We start from the raw sequence: 17,896 nt of genomic DNA on the forward strand, positions 1-17,896 counted from the left end.
ACACTGGGCGGTCCAGGCAAGCGTGGCCGTGAGGCCGCTTGCGCCCGGCTCGATGGTGATCTTCTCCGTCTTGCAGCTTCGCCCCTCGTCGCACGCCTTGCGGACGGCGCCGGCCCACTTTGGCGACCCCGTGCTCGGCGCCGTCCGCAAGGCGTGCGACGAGGGGCGAAGCTGCAAGACGGAGAAGATCACCATCGAGCCGGGCGCAAGCGGCCTCACGGCCACGCTTGCCTGGACCGCCCAGTGTCCCCCCGCGGGCGGCTGCGTGCCGGACATGGACCTTCAGATCTTCTCGCCCACGGACAAGGAGAACGACGCCGCCGAGGGCGCCGCGGCCACCGGCGTGCAGCCCGAGGTCGCCACGCTTGCGCGCCTTGCCCCGGGCGAATGGGACTTCCGCGTGATCCTGTTCGCGGGCCAGCCGACCTCGTACACGTTGACGGTCGACCTCACGTACGGCAACCAGGGCAACAACCGCACGGCGGAATGAGTCGTCACCCCTCGACGCTCGTGCGCATGAGCTCCGCGTAGGCGGCCGGATTGCGGCGCGGAAGCGCGAGGTGGCGCTTGCGGAACTCCTCGAGCTCGGCAAGCGCGAGCGAGGCGGCGACGATCTTCTCCGCTCGCTCGTCGTCGTACCGCGCGAGCACGCCCGTCGGGCCGCAGACGAGGCTGCGCCCCACGATCTCGCCGCCCTTGGGCGCGCCAAAGCCGCCGGCCTTGGCGAGGTAGAAGCCGTTGTCGTAGCACCGCGCCACCATCATGGCCTCGCGCGCCTGCTTCCACGGGTCCGGGTGACGGTACGGCGAGAGCACGGGATTGAGCGCGATCCGCGCCCCCTTGAGGGCAAGCACGCGCGCGTTCTCGGGGTGGAGCACGTCCGCGCAAACGAGCACGCCGACTCGAAGGCCGTTCCATTCGAAGACCTGCGGCTCCGTGGCCGCCGCCACGCCCCAGGTCTGCTCAAGCGGCATCGGATGGATCTTTCGCTGCACGCCCACCGTCGCGCCGCGCGCGGCCAGGATGACCGCGTTGTAGGTCTTGCCGCCCTCCCGAAGCGGGGCGTTGGCCGCAAGCAGCATGCGGGAACCACGCGAACGATCGAGGGTCCATGCCCGCACCTCCTCGAAGATGGGGTCGACGCCGTTTGCCCGCACCTCGCCTGCCATCGGGAGGTACCAATACTCGGGAAGGACGGCCACGTCGGCGCCCGCGGCCTCGGCTTGGCGCAGCATGCGGTCGGCCGTCGCCAGGTTTCCCTCGAGCGTGGGGCCGTGACGCATCTGGAGGCAGGCGACCGTGACTGCGTCCACGGCGGGAGTTAGGTTCACGAGTGGATGAGCGTTTCGGTGGCCATGCTCCTTGGCTCCCACGTCTCGGCGGCCGGCGGGCTTGCCAACGCGTTTGTGAACGCGGCCGAGATCGGCAACGACGCGATCCAGATCTTCGCCAAGAGCCCCCGCATGCTGCGGTTCAAGCCCCTCGAGGACGACGTCGTGGCCGCCTGGCATGCGGCGCGCAAGACGAGCGCCGTCAAGCACATGCTCGTGCACGCGAACTACCTCGTCAACCTCGCCACGCCCAAATCCGAGTACGCGAAGGCGAGCCGCGAGGCGTTCCTCGACGAGATGGAACGCTGCCACAAGCTGTCCATCCCGCTTCTCGTCTTCCACCCCGGAGCGCACCAGGGCGACGGCGACGAGAAGGGCCTCTCGCGCATCGTCGAGAACCTCAACTGGTGCCTCAAGAAAGGCGAAGCGTTCGACGACGTCACGCTGTGCGTCGAGAACACGGCCGGGCAGGGAAGCAACGTGGGCTACCGCTTCGAGCACGTGAAGGCCATCGTGGAGGGCGTCGACGATCCCGACCGCATGGGCGTGTGCATCGACACCTGCCACACGTTTGCGTCCGGGTACGACCTGCGCACGCCCGAGTCGTACGCGAAGACGATGGAGGAGCTCGACGCCGCGGTCGGCCTCTCGCGCGTGAAGGCGTTCCACCTCAACGACTCGAAGTCCACGTTTGCCTCCCGCGTGGACCGGCACGAGAACATCGGCAAGGGGGAGATCGGGAAGAAGACGTTCTCGCTCCTCGTCAACGACAAGCGCTTTGCCAAGGTCCCCGGGGTCGTGGAGACGCCGTGCGAGACGAACGCGCAGTTCAAGAAGGACGTGGACGCGCTGCGCGCGCTCGTGGGAAAGACGCCCAAGACGCAGCTTGGGGACTTCTAACGGCGAACGGCGCGCGGGCTCTCTTTTTTTATGACCCTAAAACGTGAGCCGCAGGCCTCCGCCGGAAACCCTTTTTACGCCAAGAGCATCCGACGGCCATGGCCGCCGCCCGCGCGCTCGCCTGCGTCCTCCTGCTTGCGGTCCCCGCGCTTGCCGGCTGCCTTGCGCCCGAGCCTTCCGCGCCGCGCGAGGCGCCCGACGCGCCTCCGGACGCCGGACGGCTCGTGGCCTTCGCGAAGCTCCACACGCCCGAGGAGATCGCCGATCTGGTCGCAGAGATTGCGCTTCTTCCCGGCGTCTTGGTCCGCGAGATCGGCCGCAGCATCCAGAACCGCCCCCTCCACGAGGTCGTCGTCGGAAGCGGGCCCCACGTGCTGTGGACCGTTGGGCGCCACCACGGCAACGAGCCCACGGGCGCCGAGGCCATCCTGCTCTTCCTTTCGATCCTTGCGGATCCGCAGGCCCGCCTCCCGATCGACGCGCCGCCCATCCTGCACGACGTCCTCGCGCACCGCGAGCTTCTCCTCTCCCGCGTCACGTTTGTCTTCGTGCCCGTCGTGAACCCCGATGGGGCCGCGGCGTTCCGGCGCGGCAACGCAAACGGCGTCGATCTCAACCGTGACTACGCGGCCTTCTCGCAACCCGAGCCCCGTGCGGTGCGCGACGCGTTCTGGACGCACCGGCCCGACACGTGCCTTGACCTCCACAACGAGGGACAGTCGCCGCAGTTCGATTGGGACGCGTTCGCGCCGCTTGCGCTGCCCGAGTCGGAGATCCAGGAGGAGCTTCTCGCCGCCGGCTGGCGGACGGTGTACGAGGTGGACGCCGCCGGAGGCTTCGGCGGTGGCCCCAACGAGAACTATCGGGTGGGCGACGACGGCGTCGCGCGGCAGGTCGTGTGGCCCGACGCGTTCCATCCCGGAACGCACGACATGTTCTGCAGCCTGCGCGGCGCGCCCGGCTGGACGCCCGAGAGCGCGATCTCGCGCTCGACGGACGCGGACCCCAGCCACGCGTGGGGCACGCGCCTTCACATGGTGACCGTCGCAAGCGCCGCGTTTGCCGCGGCCGGCTTCTACGAAGGGTTCGCGTCGCCGTGGGTGGGCAAGCTGGACGGCGCCATCGGCGCGCTTGGCTCCGATCACCTCGTCGACGTTCCCGCGCGCGGGACGGCCACGTTCCAGGTCGTGTGGCGCGAGGACCGCGCGGCCGAAGCGAACCTCCTTCCCGTCCGCGTGGAGATCGAGGACCCGCAAGGCCGCGTGCACGAGGCGCGCCCGCTCATGGCAAACGCCTACACGGCGACCGTGCGCTTCGAGGACCAATCGGGCGGAACCTACCGGGTCAATGTGAAGGGGCCGCCGGGCCTGGGCTACCAGGTTCGAGCGTACCTTTCTCCGCAGCAGGAGCCGCCCGTGCGCGCGCTGCGGACAGGCGCGGGCGTTGAAATCGAGAGCGCCGCCGGCTTCCCCCTCGCGCTGCGCGTGACCGACGTGGCCGACGCGGGAACGCCGGCGACGGGCGCTCAATCCGTGGAATGGAACGGGACCATCACGCCCCGCGCGGGATTCCTGTGGAGCTTCGAGCTTGCGCCCGGAGAGCGGCGTGTCCTTGCCGCGCCCTCCGAGGGCAATCCGGGGCCGTTTCGATGGACCGCCGTCGATTCGGAAGGACGCGTGGCCACCGGCGTCGAGGCGGCGCGGTCCACCGCATGAGCTCGCTCTTGCAAGTCGCGTGCCGAGATCGTCTTATCAACAACGATGTCCCGGAAAACATCAAATAGCCACCGACTGTCGACGAAGCTCGAATTCGGGAGAGGTCATTCATGGCGGCGTCCGTATCGATCAGTGGAACGGCTCAAGCGACTCCGGCGAATGCGGAGTCGCGGCTCCTGTCTTCCAGCTTCCGCGACGTTGTCCTGGCGGGAGCCATCGTCTTCTTTGCCGCCTTGCTGCTGCCCGGCATCCTCGCGCAGGAAGCGGAGGCGCAGACGCAAACGCCGCTGCAGACGGCAAGCGCGGGATGGAGCGTTTCGACTTGTTGCGGCGGCTGGGGCTCAATGGGATATCAGTTTACTCCCACGACAAACGGACAGGTCCTTGGGCTTGGCGCCAAAGCGCCAGCGGTTGCGCAGACGGTGCGCCTGTGGCGCGTAAGTGACGGCGCGCTCTTGGCGTCGGCAAGCGTGACGACGACGGGCACGAACAACTGGGTCTACACTTCCATTTCGGCCGTGACGCTCGTTGCAGGTCAAAGCTACATCGTCTCGACCGCCATTCCATGCTGCACGAGCTACGGCTACATCCCAAGCTTCTCCACACCTCGCACGGAAGGTGCCATAACGATCCAGGCAAGTCGGTACGGCGACAGCTTTCCCCAGAATAGCTGGACGGGCGAGATGTACGGCCTTGCCGACATCCAATTTTCGACGGTTCAACCCCCAAGCGCCCCCCGCAATCTCACGGCCACCGGCGGAAACGGGCAGATCACGCTCAACTGGCAAGCGCCCCAGAACGGAACGAGCATCACGAACTACAAGGTCTTCGTGAGCGACGCAAACGGCGGTCCGTACTCGCTCCTTGCAACGGTCGGCAACGTTCTCACGTACACGCACACCGGGCTCGGGCAGCTCGTGACGAAATACTACGTCGTGAGCGCCGTGAACGCCACGGGCGAGGGACCGCAATCGAACCAGGCCTCCGCGCGCACGTTCGGCCCGCCGTCGGCGCCGCAGAACCTCCAGCGCGCCGAGGGCGACGCGTTTATCTCCCTCTCCTGGCAGGCGCCCGCGGACAACGGCGGCGGCGCCGTTTCGAACTACCGCGTGTATCGCCAGGTCGACTGCGCCGGCGGATTCTCGCTGCTTGCAAGCCCGACCGCGACGTCGTACAACGACACAGGCCTCACCAACGGCCGCTCGTACTGCTACCGCGTCTCCGCTGTGAACACGTACGGCGAGGGCCCTCAAACGGGGACCGTTTCGGGCATCCCTTACACGACGCCCGGCGCGCCGCAATCGTTCGTCGCCACGCGCGGCGACCAGTCGGTGGCGTTGTCCTGGTCCTATCCGGCCAACGACGGGGGCCGCGGCGTCCAGTACTACATGATCCACCGCGGCACGTCGTGCGGCTCGAAGTCGCTGCTGACGACCGTCGCGATCGCGAGCTACACGGACACGGGTCTCACAAACGGCGTGACGTACTGCTACGCGATCTCCGCCGTGAACGCTGCCGGCGAAGGCGCCCGCACGGCCGACGTCCAGGCGACGCCGGCGCGCGCGCCAAGCGCCCCGCGCAACCTCGCGGCCGTCGCCGGCGACGGAAACGTCTCGCTGTCGTGGGACGAGCCCACGGACAACGGCGGTCTTGCCGTTCAGTCCTACCAAATCCATCGCGGCACGAGCTGCGGAAGCGAGACCTTCTTCGGCTCGGTTCCCGCCTCCCAGCGTACCTACCTCAACACGGGACTCGCCAACGGGCAGACCTACTGCTACAACGTTCGAGCGGTGAATGAGGTGGGCGCCGGCGCCGCCAGCGGATCGGCCAGCGCAAAGCCCCTGGCGCGCCCGGCACCTCCGGAATTTGCGGCCGCGGCCACGGCCCAGCGGCAGGTGACGCTGACGTGGACCTTGTCGCCCCCGCCGGACAGCGCCACGGCCGCGACGTCGGACTACCGCGTGCTGCGAGGGTCCGATCCAAACGAGCTGTCGGTGCTCGCCACGGTGGGCCCGAACACCAACCGGCACGTCGACAACGGCGTCCCGGCCGGCCTATGGTTCTATTCGGTGCGCGCGGTCGGCTCCACGGGCGACGGCGCCAACGCTCCGGCGCAGAGCGTGACCGTGAGTCCGGGTCCCCCCTCGGCGCCCCGCAATCTCGTCGCCGTGCGCGGCAACCAGTCGGCCACCCTCTCGTGGCTGGCTCCTGCCGACAACGGCGGATTGCCGGTCACCGCCTACAACGTGCACCGCTCGCAGGGATGCGGGGCGACCGCGCCCAAGGTCCACGTTGGAAGCACGGGCGGTCTCAACTTCACGGACACCGGCCTCACGAACGGCCAGGCGTACTGCTACAACGTCACGGCCGTCAACAGTGCGACGCCCGTTCGCGAGGGGCCTGCCAGCAACGACGCAAGCGTCGTGCCGGCCACCGAGCCCGAGGCGCCCCGCAACTTTGCCGCGTCCACGGGCAACGGCCGCGTGACGCTCACGTGGCAGGCGCCCGCGGGCAACGGCGGCGATGCCATCACCGGGTACGCCGTCTTCCGCGCGACGGGCAGCTCGTGCGCGAGCGCGTCGCAGATCGCAAGCCTGGGCGCGAGCAACACGAGCTTCACAAACGGCGGCCTCACGAACGGACAGCAGTATTGCTTTGCCCTCCGAGCCGTGAACACGGCCGGTAGCAGCGCCGCGGCGACCGTGGCGGCCACGCCCGGGGCCGAGCCCCCGGCGCTGCCGCAGTCCCTCGCGGCGACCCGCGGCAACCAGCAGGTGGCGCTGACGTGGAACGCGCCATCCACCGACGGCGGCTCCGCGATCCTGCGGTACCAAGTCTATCGCGGCACGAGCTGCGATTCGAAGAGCTTTGCCGGCAACGCCACGGCCACGAACTTCACGGACGGTGGTCTCGCAAACGGCGTCACGTACTGCTACCACGTCACGGCCGTAAACGCGGTGGGCGAGGGCGCGGCAAGCGCAAACGTGCAGGCCAAGCCCGCAACGGTGCCGGGCGTCCCGACCGGCCTTGCGGCGACGGCGGGGCACACGCAGGCTTCGCTGTCGTGGAACGCGCCGAGCAGCAACGGCGGCGAGCCTATCACGTCCTATCGTGTCTACCGCGGAACCACGTGCGCGTCCCGTAGCTTCCTTGCGAACGCCTCCGGCACGACCTACCAGGACACGGGCCTCACGAACGGTCAGGAGTACTGCTACGCCGTGAGCGCCGTGAACGTGGTGAACGAGGGCGCCCAGTCGAGCGTTGCGACCGTCGTTCCGCACACCGTCGCGACGGCGCCGCAGGCCGCCCACGCGGCGCACGGAACCGGCCGCGTGACGCTCTCCTGGCAGGTCCCCTCGAGCAACGGCGGATGGCCGCTCTCCGAGTACCGCGTGTATCGCAGCGCCGCCGGCGGGCCGTTCCAACGCATCGCCACCGTGGCGGCGGGAACCCTCTCCTACGCCGACACGGACGTGGTGAACCAGGCGTCCGTCGGGTTGCCAAACGCGGCCGGTGTCGTCGGCGGCGCTGTAACGGCGGGCGTTGAGTACTGCTACCGCGTGACGGCCTTCAACGACGCCGAAGGACCGGCCAGCGCGACCGTCTGCGACACGCCCGGACCTCAGCCCTCCGCTCCAAGGAGCCTTGGCGTGGTTGCGCTTTCGGGCGGCCAGGCGCGCCTGTGTTGGACCCCGCCGCAGTACAACGGCGACGGCGGCGCCCTCACGAAGTACACGGTCTACCGCGGGCACGCGAGCGGCGGGGCGCTGTTCCGCATCGACCTTCCGGCAAGCACGAACGTGGCCGCCTGCGGCGGCCCGGGCTTCGTTGACGGCGGGCTCCAATCGGGCCTCCGCTACGTGTACTACGTGGCCGCAAGCAACGCGGCCGGGGAGAGCGCGCGATCGAACGAAGCCGGCGTCCCGTAGAAGCCGGCCTGCGGCCCGGCGGATCCCGCCGGGCCGCCGTCCCGCGGGCAACCCTCCAGGGCATCGGGGTTGCGCCGCGGGCCCGGCCGATGGACTGAAAGCCGCTTCACCGTCGCCGCGGCCGACGCGCGAAGGCGATCCTGGCCAAGGCCGCAAAGAGCATGCGGGCGAGGCGCCCGCGCACGATCGGACGGTGGAGACCCGACTCGCCGTGGATCTGCGTGAGCTTCTCGTCGAGGTGCGTCATGGCCGCGCCCCGGGCGGGGAAAGCGCACCGACCGCGGCGAGCAGGCTTGGCCCCGATTGCTGGACGAAGAGCGTTCCTTCGCGCGAACGGGAATCGAGCGGCGTGGCGTCGGGCCGCAGGCATTGCGGCGTCACGCATCCGTCGGCGAAGGCGACGTACACGCGGCCCTGCGAGTCCTTGGCGATGCCGATGAAGTCGAGGAGATTGCGGTTGCCGTCCTTGCACTTGTTCGATTGGACGCAGAGCGTGCCGCGCTGGACCGGATCGGCGTCGTGGGTGGCCCGAATCGTGGCGAACGTGGGGTTCTCCGAGAGCGCGTCGGTCGTGGTCGTGACGTACAGGTGCCAGCGCGTCTCGTTGGCGACCTCCCAGGGGCCGGCTTCGGAATCCTCCGTGCCGACGTAGGCGATGGCGATGCGGCCGGCGTCGCCTGCGACCATAGCGGGCCAGATGGCCGACCCCACCGAGGGCGGCGAGGCGACGACCGTGTCGCTCCAGGTTTCGCCGCGGTCGCGGCTCATGGACAGGTGGAGGCGGTTGTCCTTGGCGACCCACGCGAGGTATACGTTGCCCTCGGCGTCGACGGCCATGGCCGGGTTCTTCTGCTGCTCGGGAACGCCGACGTCCTCGCCGACCATCGCCGTCGACCACGAGAGCCCGTTGTCGAAACTTCGCGCGACAAGCGGGGCCGGGCAGTTGCGCGCCGGCACGTAGAGCTCGCCCGCCGGTCCCACGGCGATGTCGCCGTGCAGGCCGCCGGCGCAGGTGGGCCCGAACATTTGGCGGGCGAGGGGGAACGCGACGCCCCCGTCGAAGCTCACCGTCATCCACCCGCCAAGCGACGGGATCGCGTCGTCGGGCGACGGGCCGTTGCGCACGCCCACGCCCGTTGCGAAGGCCTTGTTGTAGGCGAAGTAGACGGCCGTGGGATAGGAGGGGTTGCCGCGGAGCGTTCGGAACGCGTCCGTCCAGGGGCCCGAGGCCACCTTGATGTGGTCGACTCCCGGGACGAGCCCGCAGTTCACCGGGTTTGCAAGCCAGGTGGCCCCCTTGTCGTCGCTCCAGGCGATGTGCGCGCAGAAAAGCGCATTGGCGATGTTCGTGTACGTCACGGGCGATTCCGGAGGCATGGGCGGGAGCACGGGGCCCCGGCCGCCGAAGGGAAGCCCTTGGTTGATCTGGAACACGCGATCGGTCACGGGGTCGATCCACACGTAGGGATCGCTCGAGCCCGTGGCCAAAAGCGGGCTTCGCATGGCCGTCCACGTCCGCCCGTGGTCGCTCGATCGAAGCGTAAGGTGCATGGCCTGGAAGAACAGCGTGCCGTCGGACGTCACGGCGACGGTGGGTTCCGCGCCCGGCGCGCCGACCGCGTGCACGAGACCCGAAAGGTCGCGCCCCGCGATCGTCTCGCCGGCGTCCAGAACGCGCCCGAGCGCGTCGTGCACGACGACGAGGAGCTCGCCGACCAACGCGGCCGACGGGAGCGACTCCTGGCGGACGGGGGTCTCGGGCTCAAGGCACCCGGCCATGGCGGCGACCGGAAGCAGCATGGCCAAGAGGAGGGCCCTGGGCAGCATACGCCACGCAGCCGGCCTCGGAGTATAACAGGTTTATGGCCTGCGCGTTTCCCAGGGGTCGCACGAGGGCTTCTTGATTTGTAGCCAGGAACGACGCCCCCGGCGGCCGCAACGTGGACCTCCCCCGGTCCGGGGTTCGAGAAGGTCTCTCACCGCGCGGGGACGGGGGGCGCCGTCGCGTCCGCCGCCTCCCGTTCGATCCTGGACGCAGCCACGTGGTCGAGCTCAAGTGCCAGCCGCAGGCGGTCGAGGAGGATCCGCTCCTTGCGTGTTAGCGTGCCGTCGGCCCAAGCGGCCTGCGCGGCTTCCCGGTACGCGTGCTCGCGTTCGGTCGGAGACATCCGGGAAGGCGGCTTGATGTCCGGCATGGCCGCCTCTGCGACGCGCTCGGCGAACCGTTGCAGCGGGTTGAGGAGGAATAGGAAAAGCCCGGCGGCAATGCCGCCCAGCAGGACCCCGTTGTCGCCAAAGGCGCTCTCGGCGAGGTTCTCACCGAGCTTGGCGGCGACGAAGACGGACGCCAGGAAGAGACCGGCCAACGTGCCGCGCGAGATCGTCCGCTTCACGCCAAGCTCGATTCCGAACATCTGGTGCCGCAGGATCGCGAAGGCGACCAACAGCGGCAGCGCGAACCGCCATAGGCTGGAAAGGACGAACGACGCCGCAAGCTGCGCCTCGGATCCAACGGGAAGGGCGTGAGGGACGGCGCCCGACACGGCCGCGAGCACGACCAAGGGGACAAACGCGCGCCGCGTGCGGTCGGCTCCGACCGGAACCCGCGTCAGGATCGCGCACGCGAGTGCGACGACCACAAGCGATGCGGCCACCAAAGCATCCACGACGGGCTCACCCTTGGGCGGCCCGGCGAGGCGGCCGACGGCGTCGTGCGCCACAACGAGCGCAAACCCCATGGCCACGAGGAGCACCGAGTTCCGCATCCGGCCTGCGGGCAACGACAACGCATCACGGACGAAGACGAGGACCAGCGCGCCAAAGGCGAGCACGGTGGCGCCAAAGGCGGCGTGCAAGGGACCCTTGGGCAGCGGGAAATGGACGACGTCGGCCGCGCGCAGTCCCTCGAGCCCGCGGAGGTCCCAGTAGAGCTTTGGATCGGACAACAGCGCAAGCTCGGCAAGCAGCGTCAGGCCGAGGAGTATCGCCAGCGCGCCGCGGTGCGAAAACCACGGCAAGGATCGTTTGCGCGGATAGACGATCGCAAACCACAGCGCCGCCGCGAGAGCGGGCACGACGAGGAAGGGATGGAGGCCAAGCCAGAAGCGGGCCGCGATGCCGTCGGGCGCAACGAGCGCAAGCCCGACCGTGAGGCTGAGCAGTCCGCGGAGAAGCAGCAGGCCGGCGAAGGCGCGGTTGGGCGCCCGATCCGCGTTGAAGACAAGAAGCGCGGCCGCAAGGGCCAACGTGAGAGCCGTGTAGGCAAGGTACGGAACGATCTCGACCCACGACACTCGCTTGCCCCCGTCAAGAATCCGGCGAAGCTCCCATAACGCCGCCGAAAGCTTCACGTAGCGCTGGGCTCGTCCAAAGGTGGGGGGTTCTCATGCGGGCTTACTTGCTCGTCTCGACGGAAGCAGAACGGCAGCAGGAAGTTACGAAGCGCTTGCGTGCGACTGCGGGCGTGACGTGGGCGTACGGCATCTTGGGACGGGCGGACCTTGCCGTCCGGGTCGAGGCCACAGGCTTGCGGGAATTTCGGAGGACGCTCGAGGCGGCCAACGCGATTCCGGGCGTCGTGCGGACCCAGACGCTTCTGGACCTGGAGGCGCTCTGAATGTGCATGCACCTCAGCGAGCTGCCCGGCGCAATCGTCCTCATCGTGACCAAGCGCTTTGGCAGCCCTCCTGTCGACCGCTCCGCGCTCGTGGCACGGATCTCCAAGGTCGAGCACGTGAGGGAAGCGTTTGCCACGGTGGGCGAGTTCGACATCGTGGCCCACGTCGTCGCTCCGACCGCCCATGACGTCGTGCACGCGGTCGAAGGCATCCGGCGTCTCCACGAGGTCCGCAGCGTCGAGACGCTCGCGTTCCCGCACACGCCCAGGTACGAGCACTAGGCGTTGACGTCGGGGGGATCCGAAGCTCGCGGCCCGCTGGCTGGCGAGCTAGGCAACAGCTCGATCGCGCATGGGTCTTGCTGGAATCTCCGGTTACAGCAACGGATTCTGCACGGGAAGCTTCATGCTCGCCGTAAGCGGGTGGTCCACGGGGCGGCCCAAGGCTTGCTCGTAGCGGTCCAGCACGGCCTTCTTGGCCGCGTTGTCGAACTCGCGCTTGTACTTCGTCTCGTAGTCCTTGATCTTGCCCGCGGCGTCAAGGTACTGCGGGTTCTGCTTGGCCCACTCCTTGGGGTCCATCGAGTACTTGCGCTGCACGCGATCCCGGTACAATTCGGGGATCACGTTGAACGAGCAGAAGGGCACGACGCGCCCATCGGGCATGGCGTAGTGGATGTCGCAGCGCTCCACGCGGTCCACGTCGTAGTTGTACGGGTCCATGAAGTGCATCATGCCGATGAACATGGAGTTCAGGTGGAACTTGCGAAGCCCGTCGTAGTCGCCCTTGACAAACGCCTCAAAGAGCATCTTGCCCATGTCCATGCCCTGGGGCATCTGCTCCTTGTCGATGAACGTGTTGAGCTTCCACAGGAGGCTCGACACGGCGCTTGCCTTGGCGAGGTTCTTGAAGCGGGCGGCGTTGATCTCCTCGGCCTTCTCCTCGAGGAATTCGAGCATGCCCTCGATGTCGAGGAAGCGGGAGATGGGCACGATCCGGCCGGTGCCGGGCTCCTTGAAGACGTAGGTGCCCACGCCGCAGCTGAAGTGGATGGACAGGTTGTACGTCTGTTTGCCCTTCAGCGCCTCGACGAACTTCGAGACCTTGACGGAGATGGGGACCGTGAAGAAGTCCTTCTTCGCGATCACGCCGTTTGTCTGCTCCTCGATCTTCTGGCAGGCGCCCGGAATCGTGATGCGTTGGCGCATGCGCAGCTTGTCGGGCATGCGGCCCACGAGCGAGACCGGCTGGAAGTTCACGGCGCGGACGACGTCGATGTTGGCGATGCCGAACTTGATGATGTCGCCAAGCTCGTGGTCGTTCACGCCCCCGATGACCGTGGGCACGAGCACGACGCCGATGGGCGCCTTGCGCGCGGCGTCGAGGGCCGCGGGGGCCTCCCAGAAGTTCTTGGGGTTCGTCTTTGGGGTCACGCCGTCAAACGACATGTAGAAGACGTTGCTGCCGGCGTTGCGGACGTTCTTGGCGATCGAGGGGTCGCGGGCGATGTTCACGCCGTTCGTGTTGAGCTGGACGTGGTCGTAGCCCTCCTCCTTGGCGATCTTGATGATGTCCACGAGGTCGAGCCGGCCCGTGGGCTCGCCGCCGGTGATCTGCACGCAGTTGGCGCCCGTGGGGTGTTCGTTCTTCATGGCGCGCAGCATCATGCGGATCTGCTCCTGCGAGGGCTCGTAGAGGGGCTCGCCCTCCTTCGCGTAGAAGAAGCAGTACCAGCAGGACAGGTCGCAGCGGTTCGTGATGACGATGTTGCCAAGGCCCGTGTGGCTCTTGTGCTTGGGGCACAGGCCGCACATCTTGGGGCAGTCGATGTCGATCTCCTTGACCTTCTCGAAGACGTGGGAGGTCTCGAGGTGGTTGGCAAAGTCCGCGGCGACGCGGGCGTCGCGGAACATGTCGTAGTCCTCCCAGTACTTGTCGTCGACGACGCCGTGCTCGGCGCACTTCTTGCGCAGGAGCACCTGGTTGCCCTCCTCGAAGATCACGGCCGTGATCTTCATCTTCGCGAACTTCTCCTCGTCGACGCAGTAGGGGCACAGCGACTTCGTGACGCGGATGACCGTGGCGTTGGGCTTGTCCTTCAGGAGCTCGGCGACGTAGCGCTTGACCTCGGCGGGCGGCTCCTTCACGTTGTGGGAAATCTCAAAAGGAATGTCCGAGGGCACCGACGTCCGAAGGACGACGTTGCTTCCCACTTGCTCAAGGCGTGCTGCCATAATCTCAAACCTCCAAGGCCCCAAGGGACCACAACTTTCGGAAGTGTCCGAAAGTTCGGGCCGTTATTGCGGGGGGGCACGTATATTACTTTCTACCCGCTTGTCGGCGGCTGTACGAGGCACTCGGACAGGTCAATCTGCGCCGCTCATGTTCGATGGGTTCACGCCTCGCGTTGAGGATGGGTTTCGATGCGTCGTACTGCGCTCGTGGCTTTTGCGCTACTCATGCTGGTGTCCGGCTGCGTATCGCCTCCGCCGGCTTCGGCTCCCCCGCCTTTGCAACCTGCGCCGCCTCCGGACCTCCCTCCAATCGACTCCCAGCCGGCGTTTGGAGAAGCCATCTTCGTGACGACCCTTTCGCGGAACGTCGATCCGGCCCGGCTCGGCCGGTCGCCGATTCCGGCAGAGGAGCCGCTCCTGGCGGCGGACGCCCGGGGCACGATCTACGTTGCGCTGCCGATCACGCGCGCGCTGTTCCATAGCGACGACGGCCAATCCTTCGTGTCGCTCTGGGACTCTCGCGAGTCGCGGGAGGAGGGACTGGCGGGGATCAACGACGCGAGCCTCCTCGCGGACGACGACGTGCTCTATTGGGCCGGTCTCGATTTTCGGGGGGGCGTTGCGGAGCAAGGTTTTGTCCCGTTCCAGCGATCGGAGGATCGCGGCGCCACGTGGTCCCCCCCCGGTCCTGGCACTCGACCCGGGCACTCGCCTTCACCGGCCCTGGATCGCACGCAATCCGCAGACGGCGGAACTCTTGGTAGCGGCGACGGACTTCCGCGACCTTTTGCTGACTTCTTCGGCCGACGATGGCGCGACTTGGTCACCCGTTGCCACGATCCCCGGGGGGATCCTCCTTGGACCGGCCGTCGCGGCGGAAACCTCGTTCGTCGTTCCATACTTGGAAGCGCGGACAGGCGCGGTCCACGTTGCGATTCGCGAGTCCGCCGGAGTTTGGACGACAAGGGCCGCGACGCCGGCGTTACGCTCTGACGGCGCCGGGACCCACCTTCCGATCCTGGCGCGTGACTCCGGCGGAACGTTGTACCTCGTCTACGTGTCCGGAGACGAGGCGTCGTCGGAGGTCCAGCGCGTCAGGATGGTCGTCTCCCGCGACGGCGGAGAATCGTGGGATTCCCCGATCGCCGTCTCGGCTCCAGGGCGTTCCGCGGGACACCCCTGGGTCTTGGCCGGGTCCGCGGGCCGTGTCGCGGTCGCGTTCTACCAGAGCGATGCGGGATCACGCCAGATCCCCGCTCAATGGACGGTCTTCATCGCGGCGACCGATCGCGGGGATCGAGAGGACGTCCGATGGCTGGTTGGTCCAGTCTCCCGGGACCCGGCCCACTTTGGAACCAATTGTCAAGGTTGCGTTCTACGGGACGCGTCGCGCCTGGATCACCTTGGATTCGGGTTGTTGCCCTCCGGCCATCCCATCGTCGCGTGGGGGCGTGACGCTGCATCGGATCCAGGTGGGCAAGACATCGTGGTCGCGCGAGCCCTCGATCTTCGCTTGCGCTGACGGCATGGGGGTTGATCGCCGCCCCCGGGCAAGCGCCCAACGGCCGACGCTGGACTCAGGGAAGTTTAAGGCCCGGCGTTCCATGCAAATGCAATGGCGCTTGGCTCGACCCCGGCGGAAAAGCGAATCGTGCGCGTGACAGATCACGTGACCGCCCTCGAGATCAAGAAGCACCTTTACTCGAGCTTCAGCAACGTGGCGGCGCTCATGGGGTACTCGGAAGTGCACGGGCGGATCATCGCGGCCCTCACGGCAAACGCGCGCCCGATGAGCCTTGCCGAGCTTGCCAAGGAGACGGGCTACTCGGCGAGCAGCATCTCGACGAGCCTCGACCTCCTCGAAGTCCTCGCCATGATCACGAAGGTCAAGAAGACCGGCGATCGCAAGCTGTACGTGCGCCTGGATGGCGACCTGCTCGAAGGCCTGAAGCGCGCCATCGTCGCCAAGGGCCGAAAGAGCCTCGGCAGCGCGCTCAACGAGTTCCGGCAATACGAGGAAGCCATCCAATCGCTTCCCCGCGACGACCCGGAGCGCGCCAAGGTGGAGAACATCCTCCACACGCTTCGCGGCGAGCTTGAGGTCCTCACGCAATACCTGGAGCTCCTTGGCGAGATCCAGCTTCCAAAGGACCGGTAGGGCCGTAGCGCCGGGCTACCTGTCAAGCAGGGGATCCAAAAGGAAAGGGATCCGGCTGCAAGGGGTTCGGTGTGGACATCAAGTGCCCGTTCGTTCGTTCCGGTCGCCCTCCGACCTGACCGATTCCCGTCAGGCCGGCGCGCACGCGGTTTCCCACGTACGCCTTTTCCCACCGACGATGGGGTGGACGCCTCTCGTCCCTCTGTCCCTATCCTGGGGCACGAGGCCCGGATGGGGCGCGCCTTTCGGCGTGACCGATCCCTCGCGGGACCGGGTTCGAGGAACCGCAGGTCGTCCCGACCGCAGGAGACACCCAATTCCGCCCTCGGGTCAGGCGCCCGCAGCGCCTTTCGGCGTGCGGGGGGCGTCTTCCTCCGCGTCGTCGGAGCGTCCAAGCCGATTAAGGCTCGGCGTCCGCCGGGGTGCACAGGCCCGGTCGATCCGGGCGCGCTTCGTGGTGGCGCCGGCGCTCTCGCGCTCGGCCCCGATCGCCCGCGAAGGGATCCTTCGCGTCCCGCTCGAGGCGGGTAGGCAGTCAGGCTCGCGGCTTTCGCCGCGGGGCCACAGGCCGCCATCCCGAGGGCCCCGGCAAGCCGGAACCCCCTGTCTTGTCGCCGTTTTCCGCGGGTCGTCCGCGGGTCCGGGCGGGCCTTCTCCGTCGGAGCGCTTCTCGGAGCGCCCCTATCCGTCCCCTTTCGGGGACGAATCCCAACCGAGGTTGGTCGGCGGGTCGTCGTCGATCGGCCCCCTTTCGGGAGGTCGACTCCGCGAGCCTTGCTCGCGGTTCCAATCCACCGGAGATCCGTTGCGCATGCACCCATCCGGGTTCGCGCCCGTCGGCGCTTCCACGCTCCCCACCGAGGCGGGAAACGTCCCGGGCGCAGGGCCCGGGTCCGGATTCGCGGTTCACGCGATTTCCACCGCGCCCCTTGCAGCGCGGCATCCATCCTATCGATCCGGTGGTAGAAATGGCTTTTCGCGGCAAGGTTTTTCAACCGGAAGCGCGCGGCGACAATCGTTATCTACTGCCAAGTTCCCATGGAAGGCAAAGGATCATCACTGGGCTGCTTCGACTGCGAGCCGCCGCCCTCAGCCGACGCTCACGGACGTCTCGACGGGGGCCGAGACCTCGTGCGCGTGCGATTCCGGCGTCTCGCAGACGGCCCAGCGCTCGCCCCACGCCTTCATGTCGTCGAACATCGGCGCAAGCTCCTGCCCCATGGCCGTGAGCGAGTACTCCACGCGGATCGGGCTTTCCGACCGGATGCGGCGATGGACGAGGCCCCGGCGCTCGAGATCCGCGAGGCTCTCGGAGAGGACCTTGGCGGAGATCCCGCGCACGGCCTTCTTGAGCTCGTTGAAGCCCCGTGGCGTGCGGGTGAGCTCGTGGAGGATGATGAGGTACCATTTCTTGCCGATGATTTTGATGGTCTCGGTGACGGGGCACAGGTCGTGCCGCGGTTGGCTCGTCACGAGCTTCGGGTTGAGGGCCGTCACAGACAATTGTTCTGGAACCGTCCGGTGATAAGCTTTCGGATTGTTACTGAGTGCACTATTTAAATCAGGCGAGCGACCGACGAAACGGATAGTTTCAAGAAAATTGAAATTGTTCAGAGGCGTGGCCGGCGGTACGTTCGAGTAATTGCAAATCAATTTATATCGTGCATATCTTGTTCCGCAGCGGTCCCATGGAAGCCGTGGAATATAAAGTCGTCAAGACGGCCCACCGGTCGGGCCGCGAGCTCTTGGAGCAGCAGTACCGCGGCGGCCTTGCGGTGGTGGAGCGGAATCCGTGGGCCAAGAGCGCCTACCAGTACCTACTCCAGCGTTGCCCCCACTTGTCCGAGGAGGAGATTCTGCGGCTCTTCAACAACCGGACGCAGTCGCAATTGGAACTCGTGATCGGGTCGGCCATCTTCCGCGAGTACAACGCCTCGCACCCGCCCAAGGCGTCGATTCGAGCGGGAATCCGCGTCAAGCCCGTGCGCCGCGTGGGTCTCATCTCCTTCGAG

Annotated in this window: 14 protein-coding genes; 8 read left to right on the forward strand and 6 right to left on the reverse strand. The window is 67.6% G+C overall.

Annotated features, from left to right (window positions below):
• Nucleotides 1–490 (forward strand): hypothetical protein (locus VM681_06200; GenBank protein HVL87580.1); only part of this gene is annotated, 490 nt, incomplete at its 5' end.
• A 4-nt stretch (nt 491–494) separates the two neighbouring features.
• Here VM681_06200 and VM681_06205 read toward each other — a convergent pair.
• On the reverse strand, nt 495–1,313 hold the full coding sequence (locus VM681_06205) for a carbon-nitrogen hydrolase family protein (GenBank protein ID HVL87581.1): 819 nt from the start codon (nt 1,311–1,313) through the stop codon (nt 495–497).
• Nucleotides 1,314–1,355: 42 nt separating this feature from the next.
• Between VM681_06205 and VM681_06210 the strand changes: the two genes are divergently transcribed.
• The 3 genes from VM681_06210 (at nt 1,356) to VM681_06220 (ending at nt 7,875) form a co-directional block, all read left to right on the forward strand.
• Complete coding sequence (locus VM681_06210) at nt 1,356–2,231, forward strand: deoxyribonuclease IV (GenBank protein ID HVL87582.1); 876 nt, start codon at nt 1,356–1,358, stop codon at nt 2,229–2,231.
• Between the two features lie 98 nt (nt 2,232–2,329).
• Entirely contained in the window at nt 2,330–3,946 is a 1,617-nt protein-coding gene (locus tag VM681_06215) for a DUF2817 domain-containing protein (protein HVL87583.1), read from the forward strand.
• 110 nt (nt 3,947–4,056) lie between these two features.
• On the forward strand, nt 4,057–7,875 hold the full coding sequence (locus VM681_06220; protein ID HVL87584.1) for a fibronectin type III domain-containing protein: 3,819 nt from the start codon (nt 4,057–4,059) through the stop codon (nt 7,873–7,875).
• Nucleotides 7,876–7,981: 106 nt separating this feature from the next.
• On the opposite strand, the gene VM681_06225 is transcribed toward VM681_06220, so the two are convergent.
• The 3 genes from VM681_06225 to VM681_06235 form a co-directional block, all read right to left on the reverse strand.
• Nucleotides 7,982–8,122 carry a hypothetical protein gene (locus VM681_06225; protein ID HVL87585.1) on the reverse strand — a complete coding sequence of 47 codons (141 nt, stop codon included), beginning with the start codon at nt 8,120–8,122 and terminating at the stop codon, nt 7,982–7,984.
• Nucleotides 8,119–9,702, reverse strand: a complete 1,584-nt coding sequence (locus VM681_06230; protein ID HVL87586.1) for a sialidase family protein — start codon at nt 9,700–9,702, stop codon at nt 8,119–8,121. The genes VM681_06225 and VM681_06230 overlap by 4 nt, the downstream gene beginning before the upstream one ends.
• Nucleotides 9,703–9,851: 149 nt before the next feature.
• Nucleotides 9,852–11,168 carry a histidine kinase N-terminal 7TM domain-containing protein gene (locus VM681_06235; protein HVL87587.1) on the reverse strand — a complete coding sequence of 439 codons (1,317 nt, stop codon included), beginning with the start codon at nt 11,166–11,168 and terminating at the stop codon, nt 9,852–9,854.
• Between the two features lie 92 nt (nt 11,169–11,260).
• On the opposite strand from VM681_06235, the gene VM681_06240 reads away from it, so the two are divergent.
• Complete coding sequence (locus tag VM681_06240; protein ID HVL87588.1) at nt 11,261–11,491, forward strand: Lrp/AsnC ligand binding domain-containing protein; 231 nt, start codon at nt 11,261–11,263, stop codon at nt 11,489–11,491.
• Nucleotides 11,492–11,497: 6 nt separating this feature from the next.
• Complete coding sequence (locus tag VM681_06245; protein ID HVL87589.1) at nt 11,498–11,773, forward strand: Lrp/AsnC ligand binding domain-containing protein; 276 nt, start codon at nt 11,498–11,500, stop codon at nt 11,771–11,773.
• Nucleotides 11,774–11,866: 93 nt separating this feature from the next.
• Here the strand turns inward: VM681_06245 and VM681_06250 are convergent, their stop codons facing one another.
• A complete protein-coding gene (locus VM681_06250) occupies nt 11,867–13,726 on the reverse strand; it encodes a radical SAM protein (GenBank protein ID HVL87590.1) in 1,860 nt (619 codons plus the stop codon).
• A gap of 1,615 nt (nt 13,727–15,341) precedes the next feature.
• On the opposite strand from VM681_06250, the gene VM681_06255 reads away from it, so the two are divergent.
• A complete protein-coding gene (locus VM681_06255; protein HVL87591.1) occupies nt 15,342–15,884 on the forward strand; it encodes a MarR family transcriptional regulator in 543 nt (180 codons plus the stop codon).
• Nucleotides 15,885–16,973: 1,089 nt separating this feature from the next.
• Here the strand turns inward: VM681_06255 and VM681_06260 are convergent.
• On the reverse strand, nt 16,974–17,381 hold the full coding sequence (locus VM681_06260) for a helix-turn-helix domain-containing protein (protein ID HVL87592.1): 408 nt from the start codon (nt 17,379–17,381) through the stop codon (nt 16,974–16,976).
• 191 nt (nt 17,382–17,572) lie between these two features.
• Between VM681_06260 and VM681_06265 the strand changes: the two genes are divergently transcribed.
• On the forward strand, nt 17,573–17,896 hold a 324-nt coding region (locus VM681_06265; GenBank protein HVL87593.1), incomplete at its 3' end, for a hypothetical protein.

It is taken from the genome of Candidatus Thermoplasmatota archaeon (assembly GCA_035541015.1).
Taxonomy (GTDB): Archaea; Thermoplasmatota; SW-10-69-26; order JACQPN01; family JAIVGT01; genus DATLFM01.